Origin of the sequence: Arthrobacter sp. TMP15 (assembly GCF_039529835.1) — a bacterium.
Classification (GTDB): domain Bacteria; phylum Actinomycetota; class Actinomycetes; order Actinomycetales; family Micrococcaceae; genus Specibacter.
The window spans coordinates 175978-200104 of sequence record NZ_CP154262.1 but is presented as its reverse complement, the minus strand read 5'-3'; the positions used below and the strand labels follow the sequence as shown (position 1 = coordinate 200104).

Below are 24127 nucleotides of genomic sequence, written 5' to 3'. Positions count from 1 at the left end.
TCGCATAATTTGGGCAAGAATTAGATCAGCCTTGTGTTGACTAATCAAATGGCTATAGAAATCGACCCAACCGCACCCTAGGGTGGGGTCATGACTGCTGAACCTTTAGTCGCTGGGGTCGATGGACCGGCGTCGGACGCCATGTTGAAATTGGGCCGCTTCTTCACCAAGTGGGACCAGACCGACGATTCCCGCGTGGTCTTCCGCGAGGGCGGACGCGCCGGTGACATCTTCTACCGTGACAGGTGGAGCCACGACAAAGTGGTGCGCTCCACGCACGGGGTGAACTGCACAGGATCGTGCTCGTGGAAGGTGTACGTCAAAGACGGCATCATCACGTGGGAATCCCAGCAAACCGACTACCCCAGCGTGGGCCCGGACAGTCCCGAATACGAGCCCCGCGGCTGCCCCCGCGGCGCCGCCTTCTCTTGGTACACCTACTCCCCCACCCGCGTGCGCTTCCCCTACGCCCGTGGCGTGCTGGTGGAAATGTACCGCGAAGCCAAATCCCGACTGAAGGACCCCGTCCTGGCGTTCGCCGAGGTCGCCGGAGACCCCGAAAAGCGCAAACGCTACCAAAATGCTCGCGGCAAGGGCGGCCTGGTCCGCACCTCATGGGCTGAGGCCCTGGAAATCGCCGCCGCAGCACACGTGAACACCATTAAAACGTACGGCCCCGACCGCTGCTCAGGGTTCTCCCCCATCCCGGCCATGTCCATGGTCAGCCACACCATCGGAACCCGCTTTGTCCAGCTCGTGGGCGGGGTCATGACCTCCTTCTACGACTGGTACGCGGATCTTCCCGTGGCCAGCCCGCAGGTCTTTGGCGACCAGACGGACGTCCCCGAATCCGGCGACTGGTGGGACGCCACCTACCTGATGATGTGGGGCTCCAACGTCCCCGTCACCCGCACCCCGGATGCCCACTGGATGACCGAGGTCCGGTACCGCGGCACGAAGGTCATCGCCATCAGCCCCGACTACGCGGACAACACCAAATTCGCCGACGAATGGCTTCCTGCACAGGCCGGCACCGACGCCGCGCTGGCCATGGGCATGGGGCACGTGACGCTGAAGGAATTCTTCGTTGACCGTCAGGTCCCCTTCTTCCAGGGATACGTGCGCCAGTTCACCGATCTGCCGTTCCTGGTGCGTTTGGTGAAGAACGACGACGGGACGTACTGTCCCGGGAAATTTCTCACCGCCGCCTTCGTCCCCGGCAACGAGAACGAAGAAGATGCAGCCTTCAAAACGATGCTCTTTGACAAGGTCACCGGCACGGCCATCATTCCCAATGGAACGCTGGGCCACAGGTACTCCAAGACTGGTGAGGGCAAATGGAACCTTGACCTAACAGGCATTGAACCGGCCTTGAGCTTGGATGAAATTTCCACCGAATCCGCAGAAATTCTGCTGCCATGCTTTGAGGATCCGGGCGGGGCAGGCTCTGTGTTGCGGCGCGGCGTACCTACCACTCGAGTGGGTGAACACCTGGTCACCACGGTGTATGACCTGATGCTCGCCCAGTACGGCGTAGGCCGTGACGGTCTCCCCGGAGACTGGGCCAAAGACTACAACGACACCAGCACTCCTTACACCCCTGCGTGGCAGGAGGAGATCACCTCTGTTCCCGCACAGGCCTGCATCCGGATTGCCCGCGAGTTCGCTCGCAATGCCGAGCAGTCCAAGGGCCGCTCCATGATCATCATGGGCGCCGGTATCTGCCAGTGGTTCCACGGCGACACCACCTACCGCGCCATTTTGGCTCTCGTCATGTTGACAGGCTGCATGGGCCGCAACGGCGGTGGCTGGGCGCACTATGTGGGCCAGGAAAAGACGCGTCCACTCACCGGTTGGGTGTCGTTGGCCAACGCCCTTGACTGGTCGCGCCCGCCGCGGACCATGATTGGCACCGGCTACTGGTACATGCACACTGACCAGTGGCGTCAGGACGGGTACTCGGCGGATGCGCTGAAGTCGCCGCTATCCACCGGCAGCCTTGACGGCATGCATACCGCCGACGCCTTGGCGCAGTCCGCCCGGCTGGGCTGGATGCCCTTCTACCCGTTCTTTGATAAGAACCCATTGGACATCGCCGATCGGGCCATTGCGGGGGTTGCCGCCGGCGAAGCCCCGGATGAAAAGACGTGGGTGGCGCAGGAACTCAAGAACCGTCATCTGGACCTGGCCATCGAGGACATCGACGCCCCGGAGAACTGGCCGCGGACCTTAATCCTGTGGCGCTCCAACCTGTTTGGCTCCTCTGCCAAGGGCAACGAGTACTTCCTGCGCAACCTATTGGGCACGCACAACAATGTGATGGGCCAAGACAGTGAATCCTCACTGAAACCGAAAACCGTCAAATGGCATGAAAAGGGCCCGGAAGGAAAGCTTGACTTCTTAATGTCAGCGGACTTCCGCATGACCAGCACCACCTTGCTCTCCGACGTGGTATTCCCCGCAGCCACCTGGTATGAGAAGCACGATCTCTCTTCCACTGACATGCACCCGTTTGTGCACGCCTTCACCCCGGCCATCGATCCGCCGTGGGAAACCAAGACTGACTTTGAGATGTTCCACCTCCTCGCCGAGGAATTCTCCCGCCAGGCAGCCAAACATTTGGGCACCCGCAAGGACCTGGTGACGGTGCCGATGATCCACGACACCGTGGGCCAGATCGCCCAGCCCGGCGGAGTGGTTCGCGACTGGCGCGAAGACGGCATCGACGGCGTACCGGGGCAAAACATGCCGAACTTCACCATTGTGGAGCGGGACTACACAGCCATCGCACACAAGTTGTCCGCCGTCGGGCCGCTAGCTGACAAGCTGGGTTTCACCGTCAAGGACGTCAACTACAAGCTGGATAAAGCCCTCGACCATCTGGCCAAACAAAACGGTGTCATGATGGGCGGATTCGCGCACGGGCGCCCCGCGATCGACACGGACGCGAAAATGGCAGAAGCCATCCTGACATTCTCCGGAACCTGCAACGGTCAGCTGGCCGTCAGCGGCTTCAAGGAGTTGGAGAAGCGCACCGGCGTTAAGCTGGCGGACCTGGCCGAGGGTTCAGAAGAGAAGATCATCTCCTTCGCCATGACCCAGGCCGGGCCGGTCCCTGTCATTACTTCCCCGGAGTGGTCGGGTTCGGAAACTGGTGGGCGGCGCTATTCACCGTTCACGCAGAACATCGAACGGCTCAAACCGTTCCACACGCTGACCGGGCGCATGCATTTCTTCCTGGACCACGACTGGATCATCGACATTGGCGAGGCCTTGCCGATCTACCGTCCGCCGCTGGATATGCAGCGCCTGTTTGGTGAACCGAAGTTTGGTCCCAATGGGGAGAAGGAGGTGGTGGTGCGCTACCTGACCCCGCACTCCAAGTGGTCCATCCACTCCGAATATCAGGACAACCTACTGATGCTCTCGCTCTCCCGCGGTGGTCCCACCGTGTGGATGAGCCCGCAGGACGCCAAATCCATCAAGGTCAAGGACAACGACTGGGTGGAGGCCGTGAACATGAACGGTGTGTTCGTTGCCCGAGCCGTGGTCAGCCACCGCATGCCAGAGGGTGTGGTGTACGTCTATCACGCACAGGAGCGCACCATCGATGTACCCAAGTCCGAGGCCACCGGACGCCGCGGGGGCATTCACAACTCCCTTACCCGGTTGCTGGTCAAGCCATCGCACCTGATCGGCGCCTACGGGCAGCTGACCTACGCCTTCAACTATCTTGGCCCCACCGGAAACCAGCGTGACAACGTTTCCACTATCCGCCGTCGTTCCCAGGAGGTGCAGTACTAATGCGTGTAATGGCTCAAATGGGCATGGTCATGAATCTGGACAAGTGCATTGGCTGTCACACGTGTTCTGTCACGTGCAAGCAGGCATGGACCAACCGGGCTGGGGTGGAATACGTCTGGTTCAACAATGTTGAGACCCGCCCTGGGCAGGGTTACCCGCGCCGCTACGAGGATCAGGAAAAGTGGAAGGGCGGCTGGGAACTGAACAAGCGCGGCCGCCTCAAGCTCAAGGCCGGCGGACGTGTGAAGAAGCTGTTTGGGCTCTTCGCCAACCCCATCCAGCCCGAGCTCAAGGACTACTACGAGCCCTGGACCTACGATTACAAGACCCTTGTTGACGCTCCCCTGGGTGATGACTTCCCGGTGGCCCGGCCCAAGTCCCTGATCACCGGCAAGGATACGAAGATCACCTGGAGCGCCAACTGGGACGACGACCTGGGCGGCACCGAGGAAATGGGTCACCTTGACCCGATCGTGGAGAAGGTGCGCCGCGAGTCCGAGGACAAGATCAAGTTTGAATTTGAACAGACGTTCATGTTCTACCTGCCCCGCATCTGTGAACACTGCCTGAACCCGTCCTGCATGGCCTCCTGCCCCTCCGGCGCTATTTACAAGCGGGTGGAGGACGGCATTGTTCTGGTTGACCAGGACCAGTGCCGCGGCTGGCGCCAGTGCATGACGGGTTGCCCGTACAAGAAAATTTACTTCAACCACAAGACCGGCAAGGCCGAGAAGTGCACGTTCTGCTACCCGCGGATCGAGGTGGGCCTGCCCACCGTGTGCTCGGAAACCTGTGTTGGCCGGCTGCGTTATTTGGGTCTTTTCTTGTACGACGCCGACGCCGTCACCGCGGCGGCCTCCGTCACCGACCCAAAGCACCTGTACCAGGCACAGATGGATGTGCTGCTGGACCCCAACGATCCTGCTGTCATCAAAGCTGCCCGCGAACAGGGCATCGCCGAAGACTGGATCGATGCGGCCCAGAAATCGCCCGTCTATGCGCTGACAAAGGTGTACAAGCTGGCGCTTCCGCTGCACCCGGAATACCGCACCATGCCCATGGTTTGGTACATCCCGCCGCTGTCCCCGGTGGTTGACCTTCTGCGCGAGCAGGGGCACGACGCCGAGAACCAGGACGTTCTCTTCGGTGCCATTGACGCTTTGCGCATCCCGGTGGAATACCTGGCCGAGCTGTTTACGGCCGGAGATACCGAGCTGGTCACCGAGGTACTGCGCAAGCTGGCAGCCATGCGCTCCTACATGCGCGGTATCTCCTTGGGTAACGATCCCGATGAGTCCATTCCCGCCTCCGTGGGCATGGATGGGGAAACCATGTATGAGATGTACCGGCTCATGGCCATCGCCAAATACGAGGAACGCTATGTGATTCCCAAGGCGCACGCCGAGCAGGCCCATGACCTGGAGGAGATGGGCTGCTCCCTGGACTTCGACGGCGGACCCGGCATGGGCGCCATGGGAGACTCCCCGTTCGGGGAAGCCAGCGGACGGCCCACCCCCGTCGCCGTGGAAACCTTCAACGCCCTGCGGGACCGGCAGACTTCTGACTCGGTGGCCGGGGCTGATACCTTGCGCGGCCGGGTGAACCTGCTCAACTGGGACGGCAACGGCGCACCCGCCGGACTGTTCCCGCAACACCATCCCACGGAGCCGCCACGGGAGATTGACCGCGAAGATGCCCTCGAAGGCGGTGGGGGGGCATGAGCCGCAAAGATCAGGTAACATTTCTGGCCGCAGCCTGGTGCCTGTCCTACCCGGATGAGCAACTCCTTGAACGCATTCCGCTGATGAGGGCAGCCCTCGGTGAGTTTCCCGGCGCAACCAAGCCATTCGACGTCGTACTTTCCACCTTGGAAAGCAAAGACTTAATGGCTTCGCAAACCCAATATGTCAAGGAGTTTGACCTTGGCAAGCGGCATGCGCTGCACCTCTCCTACTGGACCGATGGCGATACGCGTCGCCGCGGCGAGGTGCTGGGAGCGTTTAAGAAGGTGTATCGCGGATCGGACACCTTAGTGGATACCCGAGGCGAACTTCCCGATTATTTGCCCATGGTGCTGGAGTATGCGGCCACCGTAGACATGGGCGCGGGCAAGGATCTCCTGCAGCAGTACCGGCCCAGCCTTGAGCTGATTAAATTTGGTCTGCTTCGGGACGATCTGCCGCATACCCACATTGTGCAGGCCATTTGCAACACGCTTCCGGGAGCTTCTCCGGCGGACGAACAAGCCGTGATGCGCATGGCAGGCTACGGACCGCCCACTGAATCCGTGGGCCTTGACCCTTACGACCCGCGACTGCTGCCCATGAAAGGTGCTTGAGCAATGGACATATTTTTGTGGGGCGTGCTGCCGTACCTCATGGTGGTCATCCTGGTGGGCGGCTCCATCTGGCGGTACAAATATGACCAGTTTGGGTGGACAACCCGTTCCTCCCAACTTTATGAATCCAGGCTGCTGCGCATTGGCTCACCGGTCTTCCACTTTGGTTTGCTGGCCGTCATTGCCGGGCACTTCTTTGGTCTGGTCATCCCCAAATCGTGGACAGAAGCTGTGGGCATGAGCGAGAACATTTACCATTTCAACGCCCTTTTTGTGGGTACTGTTGCCGGGGTTGGCACGCTGGGCGGGATCATTCTCTTGATCTACCGTCGCCGCAAAACCGGGCCGGTCTTTATGGCAACCACCAAAAATGACAAGTTGATGTATGTGGTGCTGGTGGCCGCCATTGTGTTTGGTTTGTGGACAACGTTGGCCAGCGTTTTTTGGCCCGATCACGACTTGACCTACCGGGACACGGTGTCACCGTGGTTCCGTTCACTGTTTATCTTCAGCCCCGACGTTGCCGCCATGGCTGCTGCGCCGACGGCCTTCCACATTCACACACTGGTAGGAATGGCATTGTTTGTCATCTGGCCGTTCACCCGTTTGGTGCACGCCTTCACAGCCCCCTTGCACTACCTGTTCCGGCCCTACATTGTGTACCGCTCACGGGACAAGGGCCCCACGGTAGCCAACCAGCATGGTTGGTCAGATGTGGGCACGCACGACCGGGACACCAAACACCGTTAATTACTGCTTTTTGAACCGCCACTAGTTGCACGGCTACTAGTCGCATCAGCCATTGCCTGCACCAGCCACTACAGGAGAAATCATGGCACGAGAAACCACAATAAGCGCGCCTGCGCTTGAAGCAGTCAAGGGCCAGGCCCTGAACCTTATTTTGGCCACAGCCGCCTCGGTGGTGGGCTTCTGGGCGTGGAACGTCATAGCCACGTTAAGCACACACTATGCAAAGAACATGGAACTCTCTGCCGGGACCATGGGTATTTTGGTGGCTATGCCCATCTTTGTGGGTTCTTTGGGTCGCATTGTGGTGGGCGCCATGACTGACAAGTACGGCGGACGGGCACTGTTCACCTTTGTTTTGCTGGCCACCATCCCCACAGTTCTGCTTGTAGCTTGGGGCGGGGCAATAAACTCCTTCCCGATGGTACTCGCCGCCGGTTTTTTGCTGGGCGTAGCCGGCACGGTCTTTGCTGTCGGCATCCCCTTTGTCAGCGCGTGGTACCCGCCGGCCAGGCGCGGATTTGCCACGGGAGTTTTTGGGGCCGGAATGGGCGGCACGGCCCTTGCCGCCTTCTTGAACCCGCGCCTTGTTAAGTCCATAGGCTACGTTCCCACCCACCTATTGATTGCCGTTCTCTTGGCTGTCATGGCAGGCCTTGTCTGGTTTTTCATGAAGAACTCCCCCGACTGGGTGCCCAGTAAGGAACCAGTACTACCTAAACTCTTGGACGCCTCAAAACTGGCTGTCACCTGGAAACTGTGCTTCTTGTACGCCGTGGTCTTTGGCGGGTTCGTTTCCTTCGCCACGTATCTGCCCACATACCTGCGTGACGTCTACGAATTTGATCCCAGCGCGGCCGGTGCCCGAACAGCCGGGTTCGCGTTGGCAGCAGTGCTGGCCCGCCCCATTGGCGGCGTGCTGGCTGATAAAATTGGTTCCAAACCTGTAGTGATTGCATCGCTTGTGGGCGTGGGCATTTTGGGCTTCATAGTAGCTCTTGAACCGGCCGCCGATGTGCAGGCCGGCCCCATTTTCATTGGCCTGGCTGCCGCGCTTGGGCTGGGTACCGGTGGTGTGTTTGCTTGGGTAGGCAAACTATCCCCTGAAGGAAAAATGGGCACAGTGGGCGGTATTGTCAGTGCCGCCGGTGGCCTGGGCGGTTACTTCCCACCACTGATTATGGGTATGACGTACAACGCCGACGCCGAAAGTTACAAGTACGCCATAGGACTTTCACTCCTGGTGGTCACGGCCGTGGTGGCTTTGCTGTTTGCATTGATTTTTGTGAAGACGCCCGCAATGGAGCCCGTACCAGCCACGAAATAGTTCCTTCTCCGTGCTGCGCCCCTTCCTCTCCTTCGTGGGTTGAGGTTGGAGGTAATGACGTCCCTCCGGGACGTCATTACCTCCAACCTCAACCTCGTGTGGCGGGCTTGTCACGCTGTCGGGTAAATGAGTCTCTCAATACTGCGTAGGATTGATAGATGTGGTTCTTGCTCTTGGACCACCCTCAACCGACAGGTGGAAAAGTTCCGTGACGCACTCCTCCGCTGATTCTCGTCTCCTAACCCGAATCGCCGAGTTCACCGAGAATTCCATTGCCGCTGGCCGGGTCTATGCTGATCAGGGCCGGGTCAGCGACATTGTTTTGGAACCTGCCACCGGACTGCTTTCGGGCAGGGTGACCGGAACCCACGAATACCGGAGCACGGCGAAACTTGTGCGTGAGCATGACGGCGTCATTGCCTGCCGAGTGGGCATCTGCAACTGCCCTGTACGCCAAAATTGCAAGCATGTTGTTGCCCTCATCTCTGCCGCCGAACACGACCAGGCATTCACGGACTTTTTTGTTCCCGATGAAGCACCCCGGGAACCAACATTCCTGGAGACCCTGCTGGCAAAAGCCAAGGACGGAAAGTCAGCAGCAGCCGCGGCGCCCATTCACAGCGAAGACGAACCGGCCGTTGATTCCTGGGAAGCTGCATTGTCAGCGCTGCTGCCACCCGCGGCGGCCGCTCCCAGCCAGGACACGCCCGCGCTTGGACTGCAGTTTGAACTTCATCTGCCGCCACCGCGCTTTTCCTACCGTGGCCGCGGCAACACAGTGCCCTCCGAACCTGTTCTGAACGTCCGCCCCGTTGTCATGGGCACCCGCGGAAAATGGGTCAAGACAGGAGTCAGCTGGGCAACCCTGGGCTACCTTGCCTACGGTGGCGCGCATGACCGCACCCAGTTGGAATGGCTCAGCGAATTCCTGTCCTCACACAGCCCGCGCCAGTACAACCACGGAAACGCCGGTGCGTGGCTATCCATAAATGACTTCGCTGGCCGTAACCTGTGGCAGCTGCTGTCCAGTGCCCACAAGAACGGCATAGCCCTGATCCAGTCAGGCGGCGGGGACCCCATCAGAGTTGTCAGTCAGGAAGCATCACTGCAGTTGGATGTTAGCCAGGCGGACTCAGGGGGACTGGATGTTAGTCCGCTGATTGACCTTGATGGTGTCCGGATCGAGGCTGAGGTTCTTGGCCGAGTTGGGTCTCCCGTCAGTGGACTCTTTTTCAGCTCCAAAGCCGAGACCGGCGGCACCGCAGGGAGCACTGCCCAAGGCCGCGACGCCGTCGTCCGCGGAAGTATCACGCTGGCACCTCTGCCCGCAGATGTCTCTGCCCAAATGCTCGATTTTGCACTGCGGAAGGAAACAGTCCACGTCCCTGCGCAGGCGCGGGATAAGTTCCTCACCCAGATTTATCCGCAACTCAAGCAGGCTGCCGCAGTGGTTTCGGCCGATCATTCGGTGGAATTGCCCGCATACGTGGAACCTACCTTGTCGCTTCTGGCGGCGTATGGCGGTGACCACACTGTGCGTTTGCATTGGGAGTGGCATTACCCTGTGGGCTCCCGCGTGACGTCCCTGCCCTTGTGGCCTGAGCTCGGGGAGAGCGCTGTCCGGGATGCCGGGGCAGAGGCCCGCTTAATCGAGAGTGTGGGCCAGCCGTGGGAGGACATCACGGCTATGGGCGTTGCGGCTAACCATGCGTGGGGGGAGCCTTCACTTGCAGGTTCCGCTTCCTTGACAGATTTGGACACGCTCACATTTACCGAGACTGTGTTGCCTAGACTAGAGGCACTGCCCGGGGTTCAGGTTGAAACTTCCGGCAACATTGCCAGCTACCGTGAAGTTACCGAAGCACCCATCGTCACTATTTCAACCAAGGCTACCGACGAGCGCGACTGGTTTGATCTGGGCATTGTCATTACGCTTGAAGGCCAGTACGTCTCCTTTGCCGCCGTCTTCTCGGCTTTGGCTGCCGGAAATTCACGCATGCTGCTGCCTAGCGGAGCTTACTTCTCCTTGGACCGCCCCGAACTCCATCAGCTGCGTGCCTTGATAGATGAAGCTCGCAGTCTCAATGACAGCAAAGATGGCGAACTGCGCATCAGCCGGTTCCAGGCCGGGCTTTGGGATGAGCTGGCCCAGCTTGGCATCGTTGACGAGCAGGCACAGGCTTGGCGCAAGACCATCTCTGGCCTGCTCGACGGCGGACCCCCCGTTGCACTGCCTGCGCCCCCAGGGTTGAATGCAACCCTGCGCCCCTACCAGCTGGATGGCTTTAACTGGCTGCACTTTTTGTATAGCTTTGGTTTGGGCGGCGTCCTTGCAGATGACATGGGTTTGGGAAAGACAGTCCAGACCCTGGCGTTGATGTGCCAGGTCAAGGCCGATAACGATGCACGCGGTTCGAGCAACCCGCCGTTTCTTGTAGTTGCACCCACCTCCGTGGTGGGTAACTGGGCCAGTGAGAGCATTAAGTTTGCGCCTGGGCTCAAGGTCGTGACAGTCTCTGAAACCTTTGCCAAGAGCGGGCTGGACTCGGCAGAATTCTTTGGCGATGCCGACATTGTCATCACGTCCTACGCACTGTTCCGCATCGATTTTCCTGAATATGGAATGCAGGATTTTGCCGGACTGATTTTGGATGAGGCGCAGTTCGTCAAGAACCACCAGTCGAAGGCATACCAGTGCGCACGGAAATTGAGGTCCCCCTTCAAGCTGTCCGTCACAGGAACACCCATGGAAAACAACCTCATGGAGTTGTGGGCGTTGCTGTCCATTGTGGCTCCTGGACTTTTCCCCAGCCCAAAGCGATTCGCCGAATTTTACCAGCGTCCCATTGAAAAGAACGCAGACTCTGAGCTGTTGGCGAAGCTGCGTGCGCGCGTCAAGCCACTCATGCTGCGACGCACCAAGGAACAGGTTATTGCTGATCTGCCTGCCAAGCAGGAACAGATACTGGAAGTGGAGTTGAATCCGCGTCACCAGAAAATCTACCAAACGCATTTGCAGCGGGAACGTGCCAAGATCCTTGGCCTGCTAGAAAATGTTAATAAGAACCGCTTCACTATTTTCCAGTCCCTGACATTGCTTCGTCAGCTCAGCCTGGACGTGTCCCTTGTTGATGAAAATCATGCCGGAGTACGCTCCTCGAAGCTGGATGTGTTGTTCGAGCAGCTAGAAGACGTGGTCAGAGAAGGCCACAGGGCACTGATATTTAGCCAGTTTACGGGTTTCTTGGGTAAGGTTCGTGAGCGTCTCATAGCTGAAGGCATTGACTTCACGTATCTTGACGGAGGCACACGCAACAGAGCCGCCGTCGTTGATGAATTCAAGACGGGGACGGCACCACTGTTCTTGATTAGTCTCAAAGCCGGTGGTTTTGGATTGAACCTGACGGAGGCGGACTACGTGTTCATTCTTGATCCGTGGTGGAACCCCGCCTCGGAGGCGCAGGCGGTGGACCGTACTCACCGCATCGGGCAGAAGAAGAACGTCATGGTGTACCGATTGGTTGCCAAAGACACGATCGAAGAAAAGGTCATGGCGTTGAAGGCGAAGAAATCCCAGCTGTTCTCAGATGTAATGAGTGGAGATTCGCTCTCCAGCGGGGCACTGACGGCAACCGACCTGGCCGGGCTCTTCCGGGACTAACGAATTTTCCACCTGAGGGCGTGCCATGCTGGCGGGGGCGTATGAACTTTCATACGCCCCCGCCAGCATGGCACGCCCTCAGCGCTGTGGACGCCAGATGACAACTGCCTGGCTACGGGGACGCGGGCGCTGACCGCGGGCCAGCGCAACAATATCCCCGCCGGTGAGCCCACCGGCAAATACTCGGGTGTTGGCACGGGGCGGACGCGAGGCCATCTGCGCTGCGGCGTCTTCGAGTGCATCGCTGAGCTCCACGACTTTTGCGCGCAGGACATCCACCTCGTTTTGCAGCTCCATGACCCGTCGGATCCCCTCAAGGGAGATCCCTTCTTGCGACAGTCGCTGAACTTCACGCAGCATCTCAACATCGTGTTGGGAATAGCGGCGCGACCTGCCCGGGGCACGGCGGGGCTTGACGATGCCCAACCTGTCATATTGGCGCAGCGTTTGTGGGTGCATCTCTGCCAGCTCGGCCGCCACGGAAATCACAAAAATGGGTGAGTGGGGATCAACAAACATTGCAACGTCCTTTCTTTGGCGGCTCTGGTGTCTTTGGCGGCTCTGGTGCTCACGGAGCCTGCCGTCCCTCGGGCCCCGTTATGGGTCCGCGAGAGTGGTCAGGTAGCAAGCTACAGCTTTGCTTTGTCCTTGAGTGCAGCACGGACGTCCTCGTCAGCTGTTGCTGAAGCGAAAGCGCGCACGGCGGCTTCAGCTTCCTTGTTCAGCTTTTGCGGCACTGTCACGTCAATGGTGACGAGAAGGTCACCATCACCCTTCTTGGTTTTAACGCCTGCCCCCTTGACGCGTAGCGTCCGTCCGGAAGGGGTTCCGGCCGGAACGCGGACACGCACAGTTTCTCCCGTCAGCGTGGGCACGCTGATGTCTGCCCCTAGCGCGGCTTCATGGAATGCCACGGGGACATGGACACGAATGTTGTTGCCATCACGCACGAAGAAGTCGTGCGGCTTGACCTTAACAGTGACCATTAGGTCACCCGGGCCGGCAGCACCTGACTGGCCCTTGCCTCTGACCCTGACCTTCTGACCATCCTTGATACCTGCGGGAATCCGTACATCGATCACGTCGCCGTTAGGCTCACGCAGACCAATCTTGGTTCCGGTAATTGACCCGCCAAAGGAGATGGTTGTTGAGGCGCTGCGGTCAGCACCTTTCGTAGGTGTTGACTGGAAGCCGCCAAAACCGCCGCCACCGCCGCCAAAGAGGTCCGCGAACTCCGGCGGTAAGCCTGAGCCGTATCCTGGGTTCCCACGAGGTGAGCCACCAAATCCGGGATTCCCCCGGGGCGCTCCGCGGCCGCCACCAAAGAGGTCGCCAAAGACATCCTCGAAGCCACCGCCTCCGCCGTGTCCACCAGTGCCGCCTGCGCTGAAGCGGGCGCCGCCACCCATGGCACGGATGGCGTCATATTGTTCGCGATCTTCTTTACTTGAGAGTACTGAATACGCTTCGGAGACGTCCTTGAAAGTTTTTTCCGACGCAGGATCACCAGAGTTTGTGTCCGGGTGATACTTACGGGCTAACTTCCGGTAGGCCTTCTTGATGTCGGTGTCCGATGCATCTTTGGACACTCCGAGGATTTTATAGAAGTCTTTCTCGACCCAATCCTGACTTGCCAAGACGCCTCCTTTCTAAAAGTTTGTTGGGGGTAATGCTTCGCCAAGGGCGGGGCTGACCGGGACACAAGTGCCTCGATCAACCCCACCGGTGGCTTAGGCCCACCAGAGGGCCCCGGGACGAGCTTGCGCGTCCCGGGAGGCACTGGTGGGCCCACAGTTCCGAGGCCCCCGGTCGAATCTGCGCCAGCGGATTCAACCGGGGAGGAACCGGGGACTATTCAGGTACTGCCACGATGACCTGTGCGGCGCGCAGAATTCGCTCACCGGACTTGTATCCGTTGCGTAGCACCTGACTAACAGTGTCAACCTCAATATCGGCGCCAGGCTGCTGAATGAGTGCCTCGTGAATGGTCGGATCAAATGCCACACCAGTTGTGTTGATCTTTTCCAAACCGTAGGTAGCCAAAGCTGTTTCCAGCTTTGCCGCGATGGCCGAAAAGGGGCCATCGGTGAGGTCGCCGTGCGCACGCGCCGCGTCAATGTCATCCACCACGGGCAGTAGCGAGTTCAGTACGCCAATGACGGCCATCTGTCCTGCCACTGCTCGGTCGCGTTCAACACGCTTGCGGTAGTTGACGTATTCGGCTTGTAAGCGAAGAAGGTCATTCTTCCACTCGGCAGCCTCATCGGTGAGCACACCTTGGGCAACTGACTCATCAGCCGGAACCTCAACACCGTTGAGGATATCTTCCGCCTGGGAGAGCGCATCGCCCTCGTTAGTAGCGTCTTCGGGGATTCCGTCTTCCGGAACCTCTTCAGGGTTTACTGACTCAGACATGCTTACTTCTTCTCGTCTGCGTCTTCGTCGATGATCTCGGCGTCAACGATGTCTTCTTCGGCGTCACCTTCCGGTGCGGCGCCTGTGGCACCTTCGGAAGCTCCGGCGTCGGCCGTTGCACCCTCAGCCTGCGCTGCGGCGTAAATTGCCTCGCCCAGGGTTGACTGTGAAGCCTGCAACTTCTCAAACGCAGTCTTCACTGCTTCGTCGTCGTCGCCGGCCAGGGCTGTCTTGAGCGCGGTGACATCTTCCTTCACCGGGTTCTTGACATCGTCAGCGAGCTTGTCGTCGTTATCAGCCAAGACCTTGTCCACGGAGTAGTGGAGCTGCTCTGCGGAGTTGCGCAGATCGGCTGCCTCGCGGCGGGTCTTGTCTTCAGCTGCGTGCTCTTCAGCTTCCTGAACCATGCGCTCAATGTCTTCCTTGGACAGTGAGGAGCCGCCCGTGATGGTCATTGACTGCTCAACACCGGTGCCCTTGTCCTTAGCGGAGACGTGCACAATACCGTTGGCGTCAATGTCGAAGGTGACCTCAACCTGCGGGACGCCGCGCGGAGCCGGCGCAATACCGGTCAGCTCGAACGTGCCCAGCGGCTTGTTATCGCGTGTGAACTGACGCTCCCCCTGGAAGACCTGAATGGCCACCGAGGGCTGGTTGTCATCAGCGGTTGTGAAGGTCTCGGAACGCTTGGTGGGGATGGCCGTGTTGCGTTCGATCAGGTTGGTCATCACTCCGCCCTTGGTTTCAATTCCGAGGGACAACGGGGTGACGTCAATGAGCAGAACGTCCTTGCGCTCACCCTTGAGGACACCGGCCTGCAGTGCTGCGCCAACGGCCACCACCTCATCCGGGTTGACGCCCTTGTTGGGCTCCTTGCCGCCAGCCAATTCCTTGACCAGTTCAACAACGGCAGGCATACGGGTGGAGCCACCGACCAGAACAATGTGATCAATGTCAGAAACCTTGATCCCGGCTTCCTTGATGACGTCATTGAACGGCTTCTTGGTGCGCTCGAGCAGGTCCTTGGTCAGCTCCTGGAGCTTGGCACGGGTGAGCTGCTCGTCCAGGTGCACCGGTCCGTCAGCGGTAACCGAAAGGTACTGCAAGGAGATGTTGGTGCTGGATGCCGAAGAGAGTTCCTTCTTGGCCTGCTCTGCTGATTCCTTCAGACGCTGCAGGGCGATCTTGTCCTTCGACAGGTCGATGCCCTTGACCTTGAGCTGGTTCAGCAGGAAGTCAACGATCCGCTGATCCCAGTCGTCACCACCGAGGCGGTTGTCACCGTAGGTCGCGCGAACCTGAATGGTGGAGAACTCGTCTTCATCCTTGCCAACTTCAAGCAAGGAAACGTCGAACGTTCCGCCACCGAGGTCGAATACCAGGATGAGTTCGTCTTCTTTGCCTTTTTCCAAGCCGTAGGCCAGCGCTGCTGCAGTGGGCTCGTTAACAATGCGCAATACGTTCAGACCGGCAATTTCGCCGGCTTCCTTCGTTGCCTGACGCTCAGCGTCATTGAAGTAGGCCGGGACGGTGATAACAGCGTCGGTGACCTTCTCGCCCAGGTAAGCTTCGGCGTCGTTCTTGAGCTTCATCAAGGTACGAGCGGAGATTTCCTGCGCCGTGTACTTTTTGTCATCGATCGAAACTGACCAGTCGGTGCCCATGTGGCGCTTGACGGATGCGATGGTGCGATCAATGTTGTTCACTGCCTGGCGCTTGGCGATCTCGCCGACCAGGACTTCGCCGCTCTTGGAGAAGGCGACTACTGAGGGGGTGGTGCGGCCGCCTTCAGCGTTGGCGATGACTGTGGGCTCGCCACCTTCGAGGACGGATACAACAGAGTTGGTGGTTCCGAGGTCAATACCTACGGCACGTGACATAAGTGGTTCCTTTCATGAGCCGCTGCGTGAACTTATCCGCCATGATGGCGGCGGGTCGCTCAACCAGCGGTATTGAGCGTTCTGGACTCAACTTTACTCAGCCTCGCCGCCATGTCAAATGAACTTGAGCGTAGTAGGCTCAACTTTCACTTTAGGCGAACATGCGCGACGTCGGATGGCTGGCTTGGGCTGGCAGACCCGCCACCGGGCCAGGAGGCCAGCAGGTGTTGCTATATGGACAATCGTCAATCGCGGGGATAATGGGGCCATGGACACTTCGCCCTCACTCAGCCCGGGCTCAGCTCTCGCCAGCTCTGCTCTCGCGAGCCCTGCTCCCATGGGCCCAGCATTGGTCAGCCCGGCAGCTGCGTGCGGCCCCGGCACTGAACCAACTCTGAGCGCAATCCAGGCCCAACAGACCGCCCGGCTACTTAAAGCTCTCGCCGATCCCAACCGTTTACGGCTGCTCTCCATCGTTAAAGCGGGCAACGGCGGTGAGGCCTGCGTATGCGACCTCACTGAGCCACTGGACCTTGGCCAGCCCACCATTTCCCACCACCTAAAAATCCTGGTGGATGCAGGCTTGCTGAGCCGCGAAAAACGCGGCACATGGGCTTACTACTCCTTGGTGCCAGGGGCACTCGAGGCTGCCTCAACAAGTATTCTTAGCCTATAAACTCCAGGGTTCGCAGGCTGAGGGCCCAGAGCCGACCCTGTCAGCACGAACCCGCTTCCGCACCCTAAACTGAACGGGTGCAATTCTCCCTTTGGCTAGCCCTAGCAGGCGCTGGCGCCATGATCTCCCTGACTCCCGGCGCGGGCGCCATTAACACCATGTCCAACTCGTTATCGGCAGGCTTCCGCCGCTCATTTTGGGGCATCCTGGGCCAGCAATTGGCCTTGGTAATTCATATTGTCATCGTGGCCGCAGGAGTTGGCATCATCGTTTCCAGCTCCCCGATCCTCTTCCTCCTCATCCGTTACGTGGGCGCCGCCTACCTGGTTTATCTAGGCATCAGGTCGCTGCTGGCTAAGGTTGAGAAGAACGACGGCGGGAAATCCGCTGCCGCTGTTGAGCCGGGCCTCTCGATGTTCCGTCGCGGCCTGTGGGTGAATCTCCTCAACCCCAAAGCGATCGTCTTCTTCCTAGCGTTCATGCCCCAGTTCATTCGGCCGGCGGATCCGCTGCTCCCGCAATACGTAGTCCTGACCGCGACGGTGGTGCTCATTGACATCATTGTCATGTGGTTTGTTTTTGCCGCCGGCGCAAAGCAACTCAAACACCTAACGGCCAGCGAGCACGGGCAATTACTGCTCAACAGAATTTTTGGCGTGATGTTCATTGTTGTTGGGATCCTGCTCGCGCTGGTCTAGCGTCGCGCTGGTCCGCAGGCTAATCCACCCAACTTCACGCCGATAGACTAACCCCATGACCACTCCTTATCGGATCATGACCGTTTGTACCGGCAATATCTGCCGCTCCCCTATGGCCGAATACATGTTGGTCAGCGCCGCAACAGAGGCTGGCCTGGATCTCGAGATTGATTCCTGCGGGACTACGGCATGGGAGGTTGGGAACGCGATTGACCCGCGTGCCAAAGCACTCTTGGCGCGCCACGGCATTGAGAGCAGTGACCATCGTGCTCGGGCATTTAATCCTCGTTGGTTCACCGAACGGGACCTCATCCTGGCCCTGGACATAGACCACTTCCAAGCTCTGCAGGCGCTTGCCCCGGACGCAGCTGCAGCCGCCAAGATCCGCATGTTACGCTCCTTCGATCCGGCGTTGTCCGGCGCCAAACCCAAACAACAGGGCATCTACGATCCTTGGTTTGGGGACGCGAAAGACTTTCAGGTCAGCTGGGATCTGATTGCGGCAGCAATTCCCGGTATTTTGGCACACACTCGTGGCTAGTACCCCACGGCCTGTCATCATCGCCATTGACGGCCGCTCCGGTGCGGGAAAAACTACCGTGGCAGTGGAGCTGGCCGCACTACTGCGCCGCCATAGGCCCGTGTCGTTGTTTCATCTGGAAGACATCTACCCGGGGTGGGATGGCTTGGCCGGCGGCGTGCAGCGCTACATCGACTCCGTTCTGCGCCCCTTGCACCAGGGCCTGCCCGCTACCTGGACCGCGTGGGATTGGGAGTCCAAGAACGACGGCGCCCCGCGCGACGGCGCCCCGCGCACCACCGCCGTGGCCCCGGTGGTGCTCGTGGAGGGTGTGGGTTCCTCGCATGGGAAGGCTGCCGAGTTCCTCGACGCGATCATTTGGGTTGATGCTCCAGGCTTGGTTCGCAAGCAACGCGCTTTGGCCCGTGACGGGGACACCTATGCGCCGTTCTGGGATATTTGGGCCGAGCAGGAGGAACGGCTGCTGGAGCAGGAAGCAGGTGAGAGCGCGTCAGCTGCTGTGGCCGACATTATTATTGACGGCACCCACGGCGTCGCTGACGCACCTCCGGTGGTTCTTCAGGCGCTCTCAACTCTTCCCGCCATGGAGCATGTGCTGGGGCCCGAGCTTGCACGCCGCCGCGGCCTGGACTTTTCAGTAGTTTGCCTTGACGGTCTGCCACCTGCCGCTATCCTCTTTGACGTACTCTATGGCAACGCACAAAACGCCGTGTGGTTGGACAGTTCCGACTCCGCCACGGATAAGCAAGCGGCCTCCCGTTCACGGTTTTCCATCATGGCCGATGATTCCGGTTGCTTCGGCCAGCTCGCCCGCCATGAGCATGGTGTGACAACTGTGTTGGCCGGTCAGGTCACAACCCGTATTGGCGGCCCCTTCTTCCAGTGGCTGGATTCTGTCTGGGGGAGAAAAGCTGTGCGGGCCCCATCGCATTACCCCGGTGATTTCACCCTGGGCTGGCTAGGCTATCTGGGCTACGACCTCAAAGCTGAAACCGGCGGCTGCGCGTCCCCCACCCCAAGGAGCACCACGCCCCCTGGTGACACGGCCCCTGATGACACGCCCCCCGGCGTGACTGTCCCCGCAGCGGCTTTGCTCTTTGCCGGCCGCGCCGTGGTTCTTGACCATCTCCAAGACTGCCTCTACGTTTTGACGCTGACAAGCCCCCACCAGCCTGGCTCCACCCAAGAAGCAGCGGACTTTTGTGCCAGGGTCCGCGCGGCCATTGCCGCGGCAAGGGCCGCCGCACCCAACGAACCTGGCCAGTCGGCGTCGTCCGTCTGTGGAGCCGCGCCGCAGTTCACAATCCGTGACGGGGAACTGCGCTACAAGTCGATGATCGCCGCCGCGAAAGCTGAAATTCACGACGGCAACAGCTATGAAATTTGCCTGACCACCCAGTTGGAGGCCCGCTTACCGCTCAGAATGGCGCCCTTGAGCACCTATGCAGCGTTGCGAAAGCGGAACCCAACACCGTTTTCGGCCTTTGTACGCCTTGGCACAATGAGTGTTTGCAGCACCTCCCCCGAACGTTTTCTGCGCATTGACTCTGAGGGACTCATGCGCGCCGAACCCATCAAGGGCACGCGCCGCCGCGATGCAGATCCGGAGTTGGACGCCGCGCTCAAGGAAGATCTGGGCGTCTCGGAGAAGGACAGGGCGGAGAACATCATGATCGTGGATCTGCTCCGGAACGACCTCTCCCGCTTCGCCATCCCGCAATCCCTGACGGTCCCGCGCCTGTGCCAGATCGAAACTTACGCCACCGTGCACCAGATGGTCAGCACCATCGAAGCCCGGCTGGCCCCCGGAAGTTCGCGGGCACAAGCCGTTGCCGCAGCTTTCCCGGCCGGTTCAATGACGGGCGCCCCCAAAATCAGCACCATGGCCATCCTTGACGCGCTCGAGGCCGGGACCCGCGGGATCTATTCGGGCGCCATTGGCTACTTTTCGCTTAACGCGGCCACCGATCTCTCTGTTGTGATCCGTACCTTAATCTTGCAGGACACGCACGACGGCGGCACGCACCTTTCCCTAGGTATCGGCGGCGCCATTACGGCTGACTCCCAGGACGAGGCAGAGTGGCAGGAAATCCAGACCAAAGCCCATGGCATCCTGTCTACGTTGGGCTCAACCTTTCCTGCGCACCATTGTTGACCAATAGTGCGCCACGGGCACTGTGGCGCACCATTCGTTAACAATGGCGCGCAGAAGCGACGCTACTGCAGGGTGGCCGTCAGCCTGGCCACGTTATCCACATACCGGGCAAGAATAGGTCGGTTGCGCCACTCCTCCAGTTTGAGCTCACGCGACATGGCGCGGTAATTATCTTCCACCAAGTGCATTTGTTTGACCACGTCGCGATCAATCATCATCACAGTCACTTCAAGGTTCAGGGAGAAGCTGCGCATGTCCATATTCGAGGATCCAATCACCGCAACGTCGTAGTCAACTGTGAAGTGCTTGGCATGCAGAACCAATGGCTTGGGATACAAGAAAATGTGCACCCCAGCCTTCAGTAAAGCCTCATAGTAAGAACGCTGGGCGTGGTGGACAAGAAACTGATCTCCCACCTCAGAGACAAATAGCTCCACGAGCACCCCGCGCTGGGCGGCCGTTGTGATGGCGTAGAGCAGCGAGTCATCGGGCACAAAATAGGGGCTGGAGATGGTGATGCACTCCTCCGCGGAATACAGCAGCGTGTTGAATAAGCGCAGGTTATTCTCCGTAACGAATCCCGGACCACTGGGTACCACCTGACACAACGAACCACCCGAGAACGAGTCCCAGTGGTAGGCCGCGAGCTGCGATTCAAGAGTCTCTTCAGTCTCCGCAGACCAGTCGGTGGCGAACATGACGTTCAGCGTTCCCACAATGGGGCCTTCTAGACGAGACATCAGTTCCACCCATTGGCGGCCAACCCTGTGGTTTTTCCTTTTATGATAAGAAGGCTCAATAATATTTTGGGATCCCGTAAACCCGATTCGACCATCCACCACCAGTATTTTGCGGTGGTTGCGAAGATCTGGTCTACGCCACTGCCGCTTGACGGGCATCAGGGGAAGCATTCGTCGCCACTGAATCTGGCTGGCATTTAAACGCCGAATCATGGTCCTATATCCGGACACCCGTAAAGAACCGATGTGATCAAAGAGAACCCTGACTCTGACCCCACGCTCCGCTGCCGCCTCAAGTTCGCAAAACAACCTATTGGTGCAGCTGTCCGAGCTCATAATATAAAACTCGGCGTTGACGTACTCGGTGGCCTTGCTCACCTCATCAGCCATAGCATCAAGTGAGGCTTGGTATCCATCTATGAGCTGTACCGAATTTCCACCCAACGCCGGGAAGAAACCAAGGTTCTGGTTCAGTTCCATAGCCGATCTCACCCAGGCGGGTCCCTCATATGTCCCCACTTGAGAGGCCACTTCCCGGGTGCCCTCAACGATGCGTTTGTTAACCGCATCCTGGGCCTCGCGTCGGCGCCTGGAAAGCCGGAAGTTTCCAAACATCAGGAACAAGATCAACCCAATATAAGGCAAGAAAAAAATGCACAAAAGCCACGCCATGGCAGTTGTGGGACGGCGGTTTCCAGGGATGATGCCAAGCACAACGATTCGAATCGCTAGATCCACCACGATAATGAGCACCGAAAACCAAGAACCAGCTGTGGGCAGACTAAACGCCGTCCAGATCATGCAGGTGACTCCTAGTTTGTTTCCAAGCAATCCACACAGCGTATGCCACCGCTAGTGACAATAGCCTAACCGCATGAGGCATCTGCGTAGCCTGTGCCGCTCCGGACACTGTCGCGGCTATGCTGTGCATAAAGTGCAGTTCAACAGCAGAAAGAAGCGCCGTCATGAGTAGCACGGACAGCCCCCACAGCAACACCGACGTCTTTGCTCTTGATCCGCACAGGCTTACCCAAACAGCGGTCAAGGGACTGCGTATTGCGTTTGCCATCAGCGGCGCAGTGGCCCTGGTCCTAGGTCTGCTGCTTTTGCTCTGGCCCACCAAGACGTTGGCTGTCGTGGCCATTTTCCTTGGCATCAACTTTCTCATCACCGGAGGCGTGAAAGTAGCGCTCGGAATTTTCAGCCACAGCCTCTCCGCAGGCATGCGCGTCTTAGATATCCTGCTCGGTCTATTCGTTATGGTTGCAGGCATCATCGCCCTGCGGAACTCTGCCGCCACCGGCGAAGCCCTTTTGGTGTTCACTGTCATCTTGATCGGCATCGGCTGGATCTTCGAGGGCATCATCGCTATGGCCGAAGCTGGCAAGGGCCCCACCCGTCTCTGGGCCATAGTCTTTGCCGTCATCAGTGTCCTAGCGGGAATCATGGTGCTGGCGGTTCCCGCTTGGACGGCCATGTGGTTGCTGCTGATGACTGCCATCATGTTGATCATTCTGGGCATAGTTGGTCTGGTTAGGGCGCTAACGTTCGGCAAGAAAATCACCCACACCCGCTAAACTCCGAACATGACAGTTTTGGTATTTTTGGACCCCGCCCATCCGGCAGGACGGTTGGCGGACGCCGCCTCGCCCACCATTTTGGCCACGGATCAGGGCGTCACCAGGGGAGATGGAATCTTCGAATCCCTCCTAGCCATTGACGGTGTCCCGCGCAAAATTCAGGCGCACCTTGACCGTTTTGCCGTATCCGCGAACACCATGAGCTTAGAGATACCCGCGGCAAAGGTATGGCAGGCGGCAATTACGACGGCGTTGCAGGCCTATGCTGGCGCCACCGACCAAGCCGTTGTGAAACTGGTAGCCACGCGTGGCCCCGAGGGAGCCAACACCGCCTCCGCTTGGGTGCAAGTCTCGGAAATTTCGCCAAAGCTGGCGCAACAAAGGGCCCAAGGTTTGGACGTTATTTTCTTGGAGCGTGGCTACGACAGCCAGATTGCCGCCCGCGCACCGTGGCTGCTGATGGGCGCTAAAACACTCTCCTACGCGCTCAACATGGCAGCCCTGCGGTATGCGCACCAGCAAGGTGCTGATGACGTGATCTTCACCAGCTCAGACGGATTGGTGTTGGAAGGCCCAACATCGTCGGTGCTTTTGGCCCACATTACAGATGAATTCGGTGCGCCCATCAAACGACTCATCACACCCCACTTAGACACGGGTATTTTGCCCGGCACCACCCAAGGGGCACTTTTTGCTGCTGCAAAGTCCGCCGGATGGGAGTTGGGATACGGCCCCGTTGCCCCAGCGGATTTGCTCGATGCAGACGCGGTGTGGCTCATCTCCAGCCTGCGCTTGTTGGCGCCGGTGAATACGATCGATGGCACGGAAATTGGTACCCCCAAGATCCGGGCAGAACTGAGCACCGAACTTGGGGAGCTATTGGCAAAAACCCTTTAGGTGGCACTAGCGACGGGCGCAATAGCGGGACGCAGCTTGTTTCCCAGCGCAATCATCAACACACTCATGATCACAAAAGTAACCGCGATGATCAGGCAGGTCAACAAAACTGCACCGTAGCCGCCGTCGTCCGGGTTCAGGAACGGGTAGGCATACCAGTTGGTAGCCGCCCCACGAATCAGCGAATACGCCAGGTACACGAGCGGGAACACCATGGCGATCCCAACTCTTTTCAAGGGAATCCGCTGGCGAGGCGGTTGGATCAGCCAGTCTGCCACCACAACCACGGGCATCACATAGTGCAGCCATGTGTTGATCCATGGAAGTAACGCACCCAAATCCACATCGCGCAGCAGCGCCTGAAAAACGATACCAACCAACGCCATGCACACCACCGAAATACAGCGCAACAGCTGCCACACCGGGCCTAATTCTTTCCCGCGCCACGTCAGCACGGACTCTACAACGAGGACGACGGCGGCGAAGATGTTTGAGAGGTTGGTGAAGTAGCTGAAGAAGTTCAGCACACTGAAGCCGTGGCCGGCATGGATGCCCAGTTGGATTCCTACGGCGGTGAGGGCCACCGCTCCAAACAGGAAGCGGATAGCAGCAAATGTGCGGTGCGAAGTCATGGTTTCATAGTGCCAGTACAGTGGGCCGCGTGTCTG

Annotated in this window: 18 protein-coding genes; 12 read left to right on the top strand and 6 right to left on the bottom strand. The window is 59.1% G+C overall.

Features of this window, described 5'->3' with window-relative positions; genetic code table 11:
- Positions 1 to 90 precede the first annotated feature (90 nt).
- The 6 genes from AAFM46_RS00860 to AAFM46_RS00835 all read left to right on the top strand — a co-directional run bounded on the left by AAFM46_RS00860 (position 91) and on the right by AAFM46_RS00835 (position 11877).
- Positions 91 to 3804 (top strand): nitrate reductase subunit alpha, encoded by a 3714-nt coding sequence (locus AAFM46_RS00860; RefSeq protein ID WP_343318990.1) that lies wholly within the window; start codon positions 91 to 93, stop codon positions 3802 to 3804.
- A complete protein-coding gene (narH, locus tag AAFM46_RS00855) occupies positions 3804 to 5525 on the top strand; it encodes a nitrate reductase subunit beta (RefSeq protein ID WP_283531874.1) in 1722 nt (573 codons plus the stop codon). The genes AAFM46_RS00860 and narH overlap by 1 nt, the downstream gene beginning before the upstream one ends.
- A complete protein-coding gene (gene narJ, locus AAFM46_RS00850) occupies positions 5522 to 6142 on the top strand; it encodes a nitrate reductase molybdenum cofactor assembly chaperone (RefSeq protein WP_283531875.1) in 621 nt (206 codons plus the stop codon). The genes narH and narJ overlap by 4 nt, the downstream gene beginning before the upstream one ends.
- Positions 6143 to 6145: 3 nt before the next feature.
- Positions 6146 to 6892 (top strand): respiratory nitrate reductase subunit gamma, encoded by a 747-nt coding sequence (gene narI, locus AAFM46_RS00845; protein WP_283531876.1) that lies wholly within the window; start codon positions 6146 to 6148, stop codon positions 6890 to 6892.
- Between the two features lie 82 nt (positions 6893 to 6974).
- Positions 6975 to 8216, top strand: a complete 1242-nt coding sequence (locus tag AAFM46_RS00840; protein WP_343318989.1) for an MFS transporter — start codon at positions 6975 to 6977, stop codon at positions 8214 to 8216.
- 208 nt (positions 8217 to 8424) lie between these two features.
- Entirely contained in the window at positions 8425 to 11877 is a 3453-nt protein-coding gene (locus AAFM46_RS00835) for an SNF2-related protein (protein WP_343318988.1), read from the top strand.
- Positions 11878 to 11955: 78 nt separating this feature from the next.
- Here the strand turns inward: AAFM46_RS00835 and AAFM46_RS00830 are convergent, their stop codons facing one another.
- From AAFM46_RS00830 to dnaK, 4 genes are all read right to left on the bottom strand, one after another.
- Positions 11956 to 12396: a helix-turn-helix transcriptional regulator gene (locus AAFM46_RS00830; RefSeq protein ID WP_283531879.1), complete on the bottom strand. Its 441-nt coding sequence runs from the start codon at positions 12394 to 12396 to the stop codon at positions 11956 to 11958.
- A 110-nt stretch (positions 12397 to 12506) separates the two neighbouring features.
- A complete protein-coding gene (locus AAFM46_RS00825) occupies positions 12507 to 13514 on the bottom strand; it encodes a DnaJ C-terminal domain-containing protein (protein WP_283531880.1) in 1008 nt (335 codons plus the stop codon).
- Between the two features lie 214 nt (positions 13515 to 13728).
- Entirely contained in the window at positions 13729 to 14292 is a 564-nt protein-coding gene (locus AAFM46_RS00820; RefSeq protein WP_283531881.1) for a nucleotide exchange factor GrpE, read from the bottom strand.
- A 2-nt stretch (positions 14293 to 14294) separates the two neighbouring features.
- Positions 14295 to 16172 carry a molecular chaperone DnaK gene (gene dnaK / locus AAFM46_RS00815; RefSeq protein ID WP_283531882.1) on the bottom strand — a complete coding sequence of 626 codons (1878 nt, stop codon included), beginning with the start codon at positions 16170 to 16172 and terminating at the stop codon, positions 14295 to 14297.
- A 337-nt stretch (positions 16173 to 16509) separates the two neighbouring features.
- On the opposite strand from dnaK, the gene AAFM46_RS00810 reads away from it, so the two are divergent.
- From AAFM46_RS00810 to pabB, 4 genes are all read left to right on the top strand, one after another.
- Positions 16510 to 16848, top strand: coding sequence for a metalloregulator ArsR/SmtB family transcription factor (locus AAFM46_RS00810; protein WP_343320310.1), 339 nt, complete (start codon positions 16510 to 16512; stop codon positions 16846 to 16848).
- A gap of 77 nt (positions 16849 to 16925) precedes the next feature.
- On the top strand, positions 16926 to 17546 hold the full coding sequence (locus AAFM46_RS00805; RefSeq protein WP_343318985.1) for a LysE family transporter: 621 nt from the start codon (positions 16926 to 16928) through the stop codon (positions 17544 to 17546).
- 55 nt (positions 17547 to 17601) lie between these two features.
- A complete protein-coding gene (locus AAFM46_RS00800; protein WP_343318983.1) occupies positions 17602 to 18087 on the top strand; it encodes a low molecular weight protein-tyrosine-phosphatase in 486 nt (161 codons plus the stop codon).
- Positions 18080 to 20242, top strand: a complete 2163-nt coding sequence (gene pabB, locus AAFM46_RS00795) for an aminodeoxychorismate synthase component I (protein WP_343318982.1) — start codon at positions 18080 to 18082, stop codon at positions 20240 to 20242. Before AAFM46_RS00800 ends, pabB begins: the two co-directional genes overlap by 8 nt.
- 62 nt (positions 20243 to 20304) lie before the next feature.
- Here the strand turns inward: pabB and cls are convergent, their stop codons facing one another.
- On the bottom strand, positions 20305 to 21783 hold the full coding sequence (gene cls, locus AAFM46_RS00790; protein ID WP_343318980.1) for a cardiolipin synthase: 1479 nt from the start codon (positions 21781 to 21783) through the stop codon (positions 20305 to 20307).
- A 164-nt stretch (positions 21784 to 21947) separates the two neighbouring features.
- On the opposite strand from cls, the gene AAFM46_RS00785 reads away from it, so the two are divergent.
- Complete coding sequence (locus AAFM46_RS00785; protein WP_283531888.1) at positions 21948 to 22559, top strand: DUF308 domain-containing protein; 612 nt, start codon at positions 21948 to 21950, stop codon at positions 22557 to 22559.
- 9 nt (positions 22560 to 22568) lie between these two features.
- Positions 22569 to 23459 carry an aminodeoxychorismate lyase gene (locus tag AAFM46_RS00780; RefSeq protein WP_343318978.1) on the top strand — a complete coding sequence of 297 codons (891 nt, stop codon included), beginning with the start codon at positions 22569 to 22571 and terminating at the stop codon, positions 23457 to 23459.
- Here AAFM46_RS00780 and AAFM46_RS00775 read toward each other — a convergent pair.
- Positions 23456 to 24091: a Pr6Pr family membrane protein gene (locus AAFM46_RS00775; RefSeq protein ID WP_343318976.1), complete on the bottom strand. Its 636-nt coding sequence runs from the start codon at positions 24089 to 24091 to the stop codon at positions 23456 to 23458. The two genes, AAFM46_RS00780 and AAFM46_RS00775, sit on opposite strands and share 4 nt — an antisense overlap.
- Positions 24092 to 24127: the final 36 nt, after the last annotated feature.

Excerpts from the sequence above, each read along its gene's own strand:
- AAFM46_RS00775 (WP_343318976.1), bottom strand. The coding sequence starts at position 24,091 with ATGACTTCGCACCGCACATTTGCTGCTATCCGCTTCCTGTTTGGAGCG.
- AAFM46_RS00780 (WP_343318978.1), top strand. The coding sequence starts at position 22,569 with ATGACAGTTTTGGTATTTTTGGACCCCGCCCATCCGGCAGGACGGTTG.
- cls (WP_343318980.1), bottom strand. The coding sequence starts at position 21,783 with ATGATCTGGACGGCGTTTAGTCTGCCCACAGCTGGTTCTTGGTTTTCG.
- AAFM46_RS00820 (WP_283531881.1), bottom strand. The coding sequence starts at position 14,292 with ATGTCTGAGTCAGTAAACCCTGAAGAGGTTCCGGAAGACGGAATCCCC.
- AAFM46_RS00830 (WP_283531879.1), bottom strand. The coding sequence starts at position 12,396 with ATGTTTGTTGATCCCCACTCACCCATTTTTGTGATTTCCGTGGCGGCC.
- narJ (WP_283531875.1), top strand. The coding sequence starts at position 5,522 with ATGAGCCGCAAAGATCAGGTAACATTTCTGGCCGCAGCCTGGTGCCTG.
- AAFM46_RS00785 (WP_283531888.1), top strand. The coding sequence starts at position 21,948 with ATGAGTAGCACGGACAGCCCCCACAGCAACACCGACGTCTTTGCTCTT.
- AAFM46_RS00840 (WP_343318989.1), top strand. The coding sequence starts at position 6,975 with ATGGCACGAGAAACCACAATAAGCGCGCCTGCGCTTGAAGCAGTCAAG.
- AAFM46_RS00800 (WP_343318983.1), top strand. The coding sequence starts at position 17,602 with ATGACCACTCCTTATCGGATCATGACCGTTTGTACCGGCAATATCTGC.
- AAFM46_RS00860 (WP_343318990.1), top strand. The coding sequence starts at position 91 with ATGACTGCTGAACCTTTAGTCGCTGGGGTCGATGGACCGGCGTCGGAC.
- narI (WP_283531876.1), top strand. The coding sequence starts at position 6,146 with ATGGACATATTTTTGTGGGGCGTGCTGCCGTACCTCATGGTGGTCATC.
- AAFM46_RS00810 (WP_343320310.1), top strand. The coding sequence starts at position 16,510 with ATGGGCCCAGCATTGGTCAGCCCGGCAGCTGCGTGCGGCCCCGGCACT.
- narH (WP_283531874.1), top strand. The coding sequence starts at position 3,804 with ATGCGTGTAATGGCTCAAATGGGCATGGTCATGAATCTGGACAAGTGC.
- dnaK (WP_283531882.1), bottom strand. The coding sequence starts at position 16,172 with ATGTCACGTGCCGTAGGTATTGACCTCGGAACCACCAACTCTGTTGTA.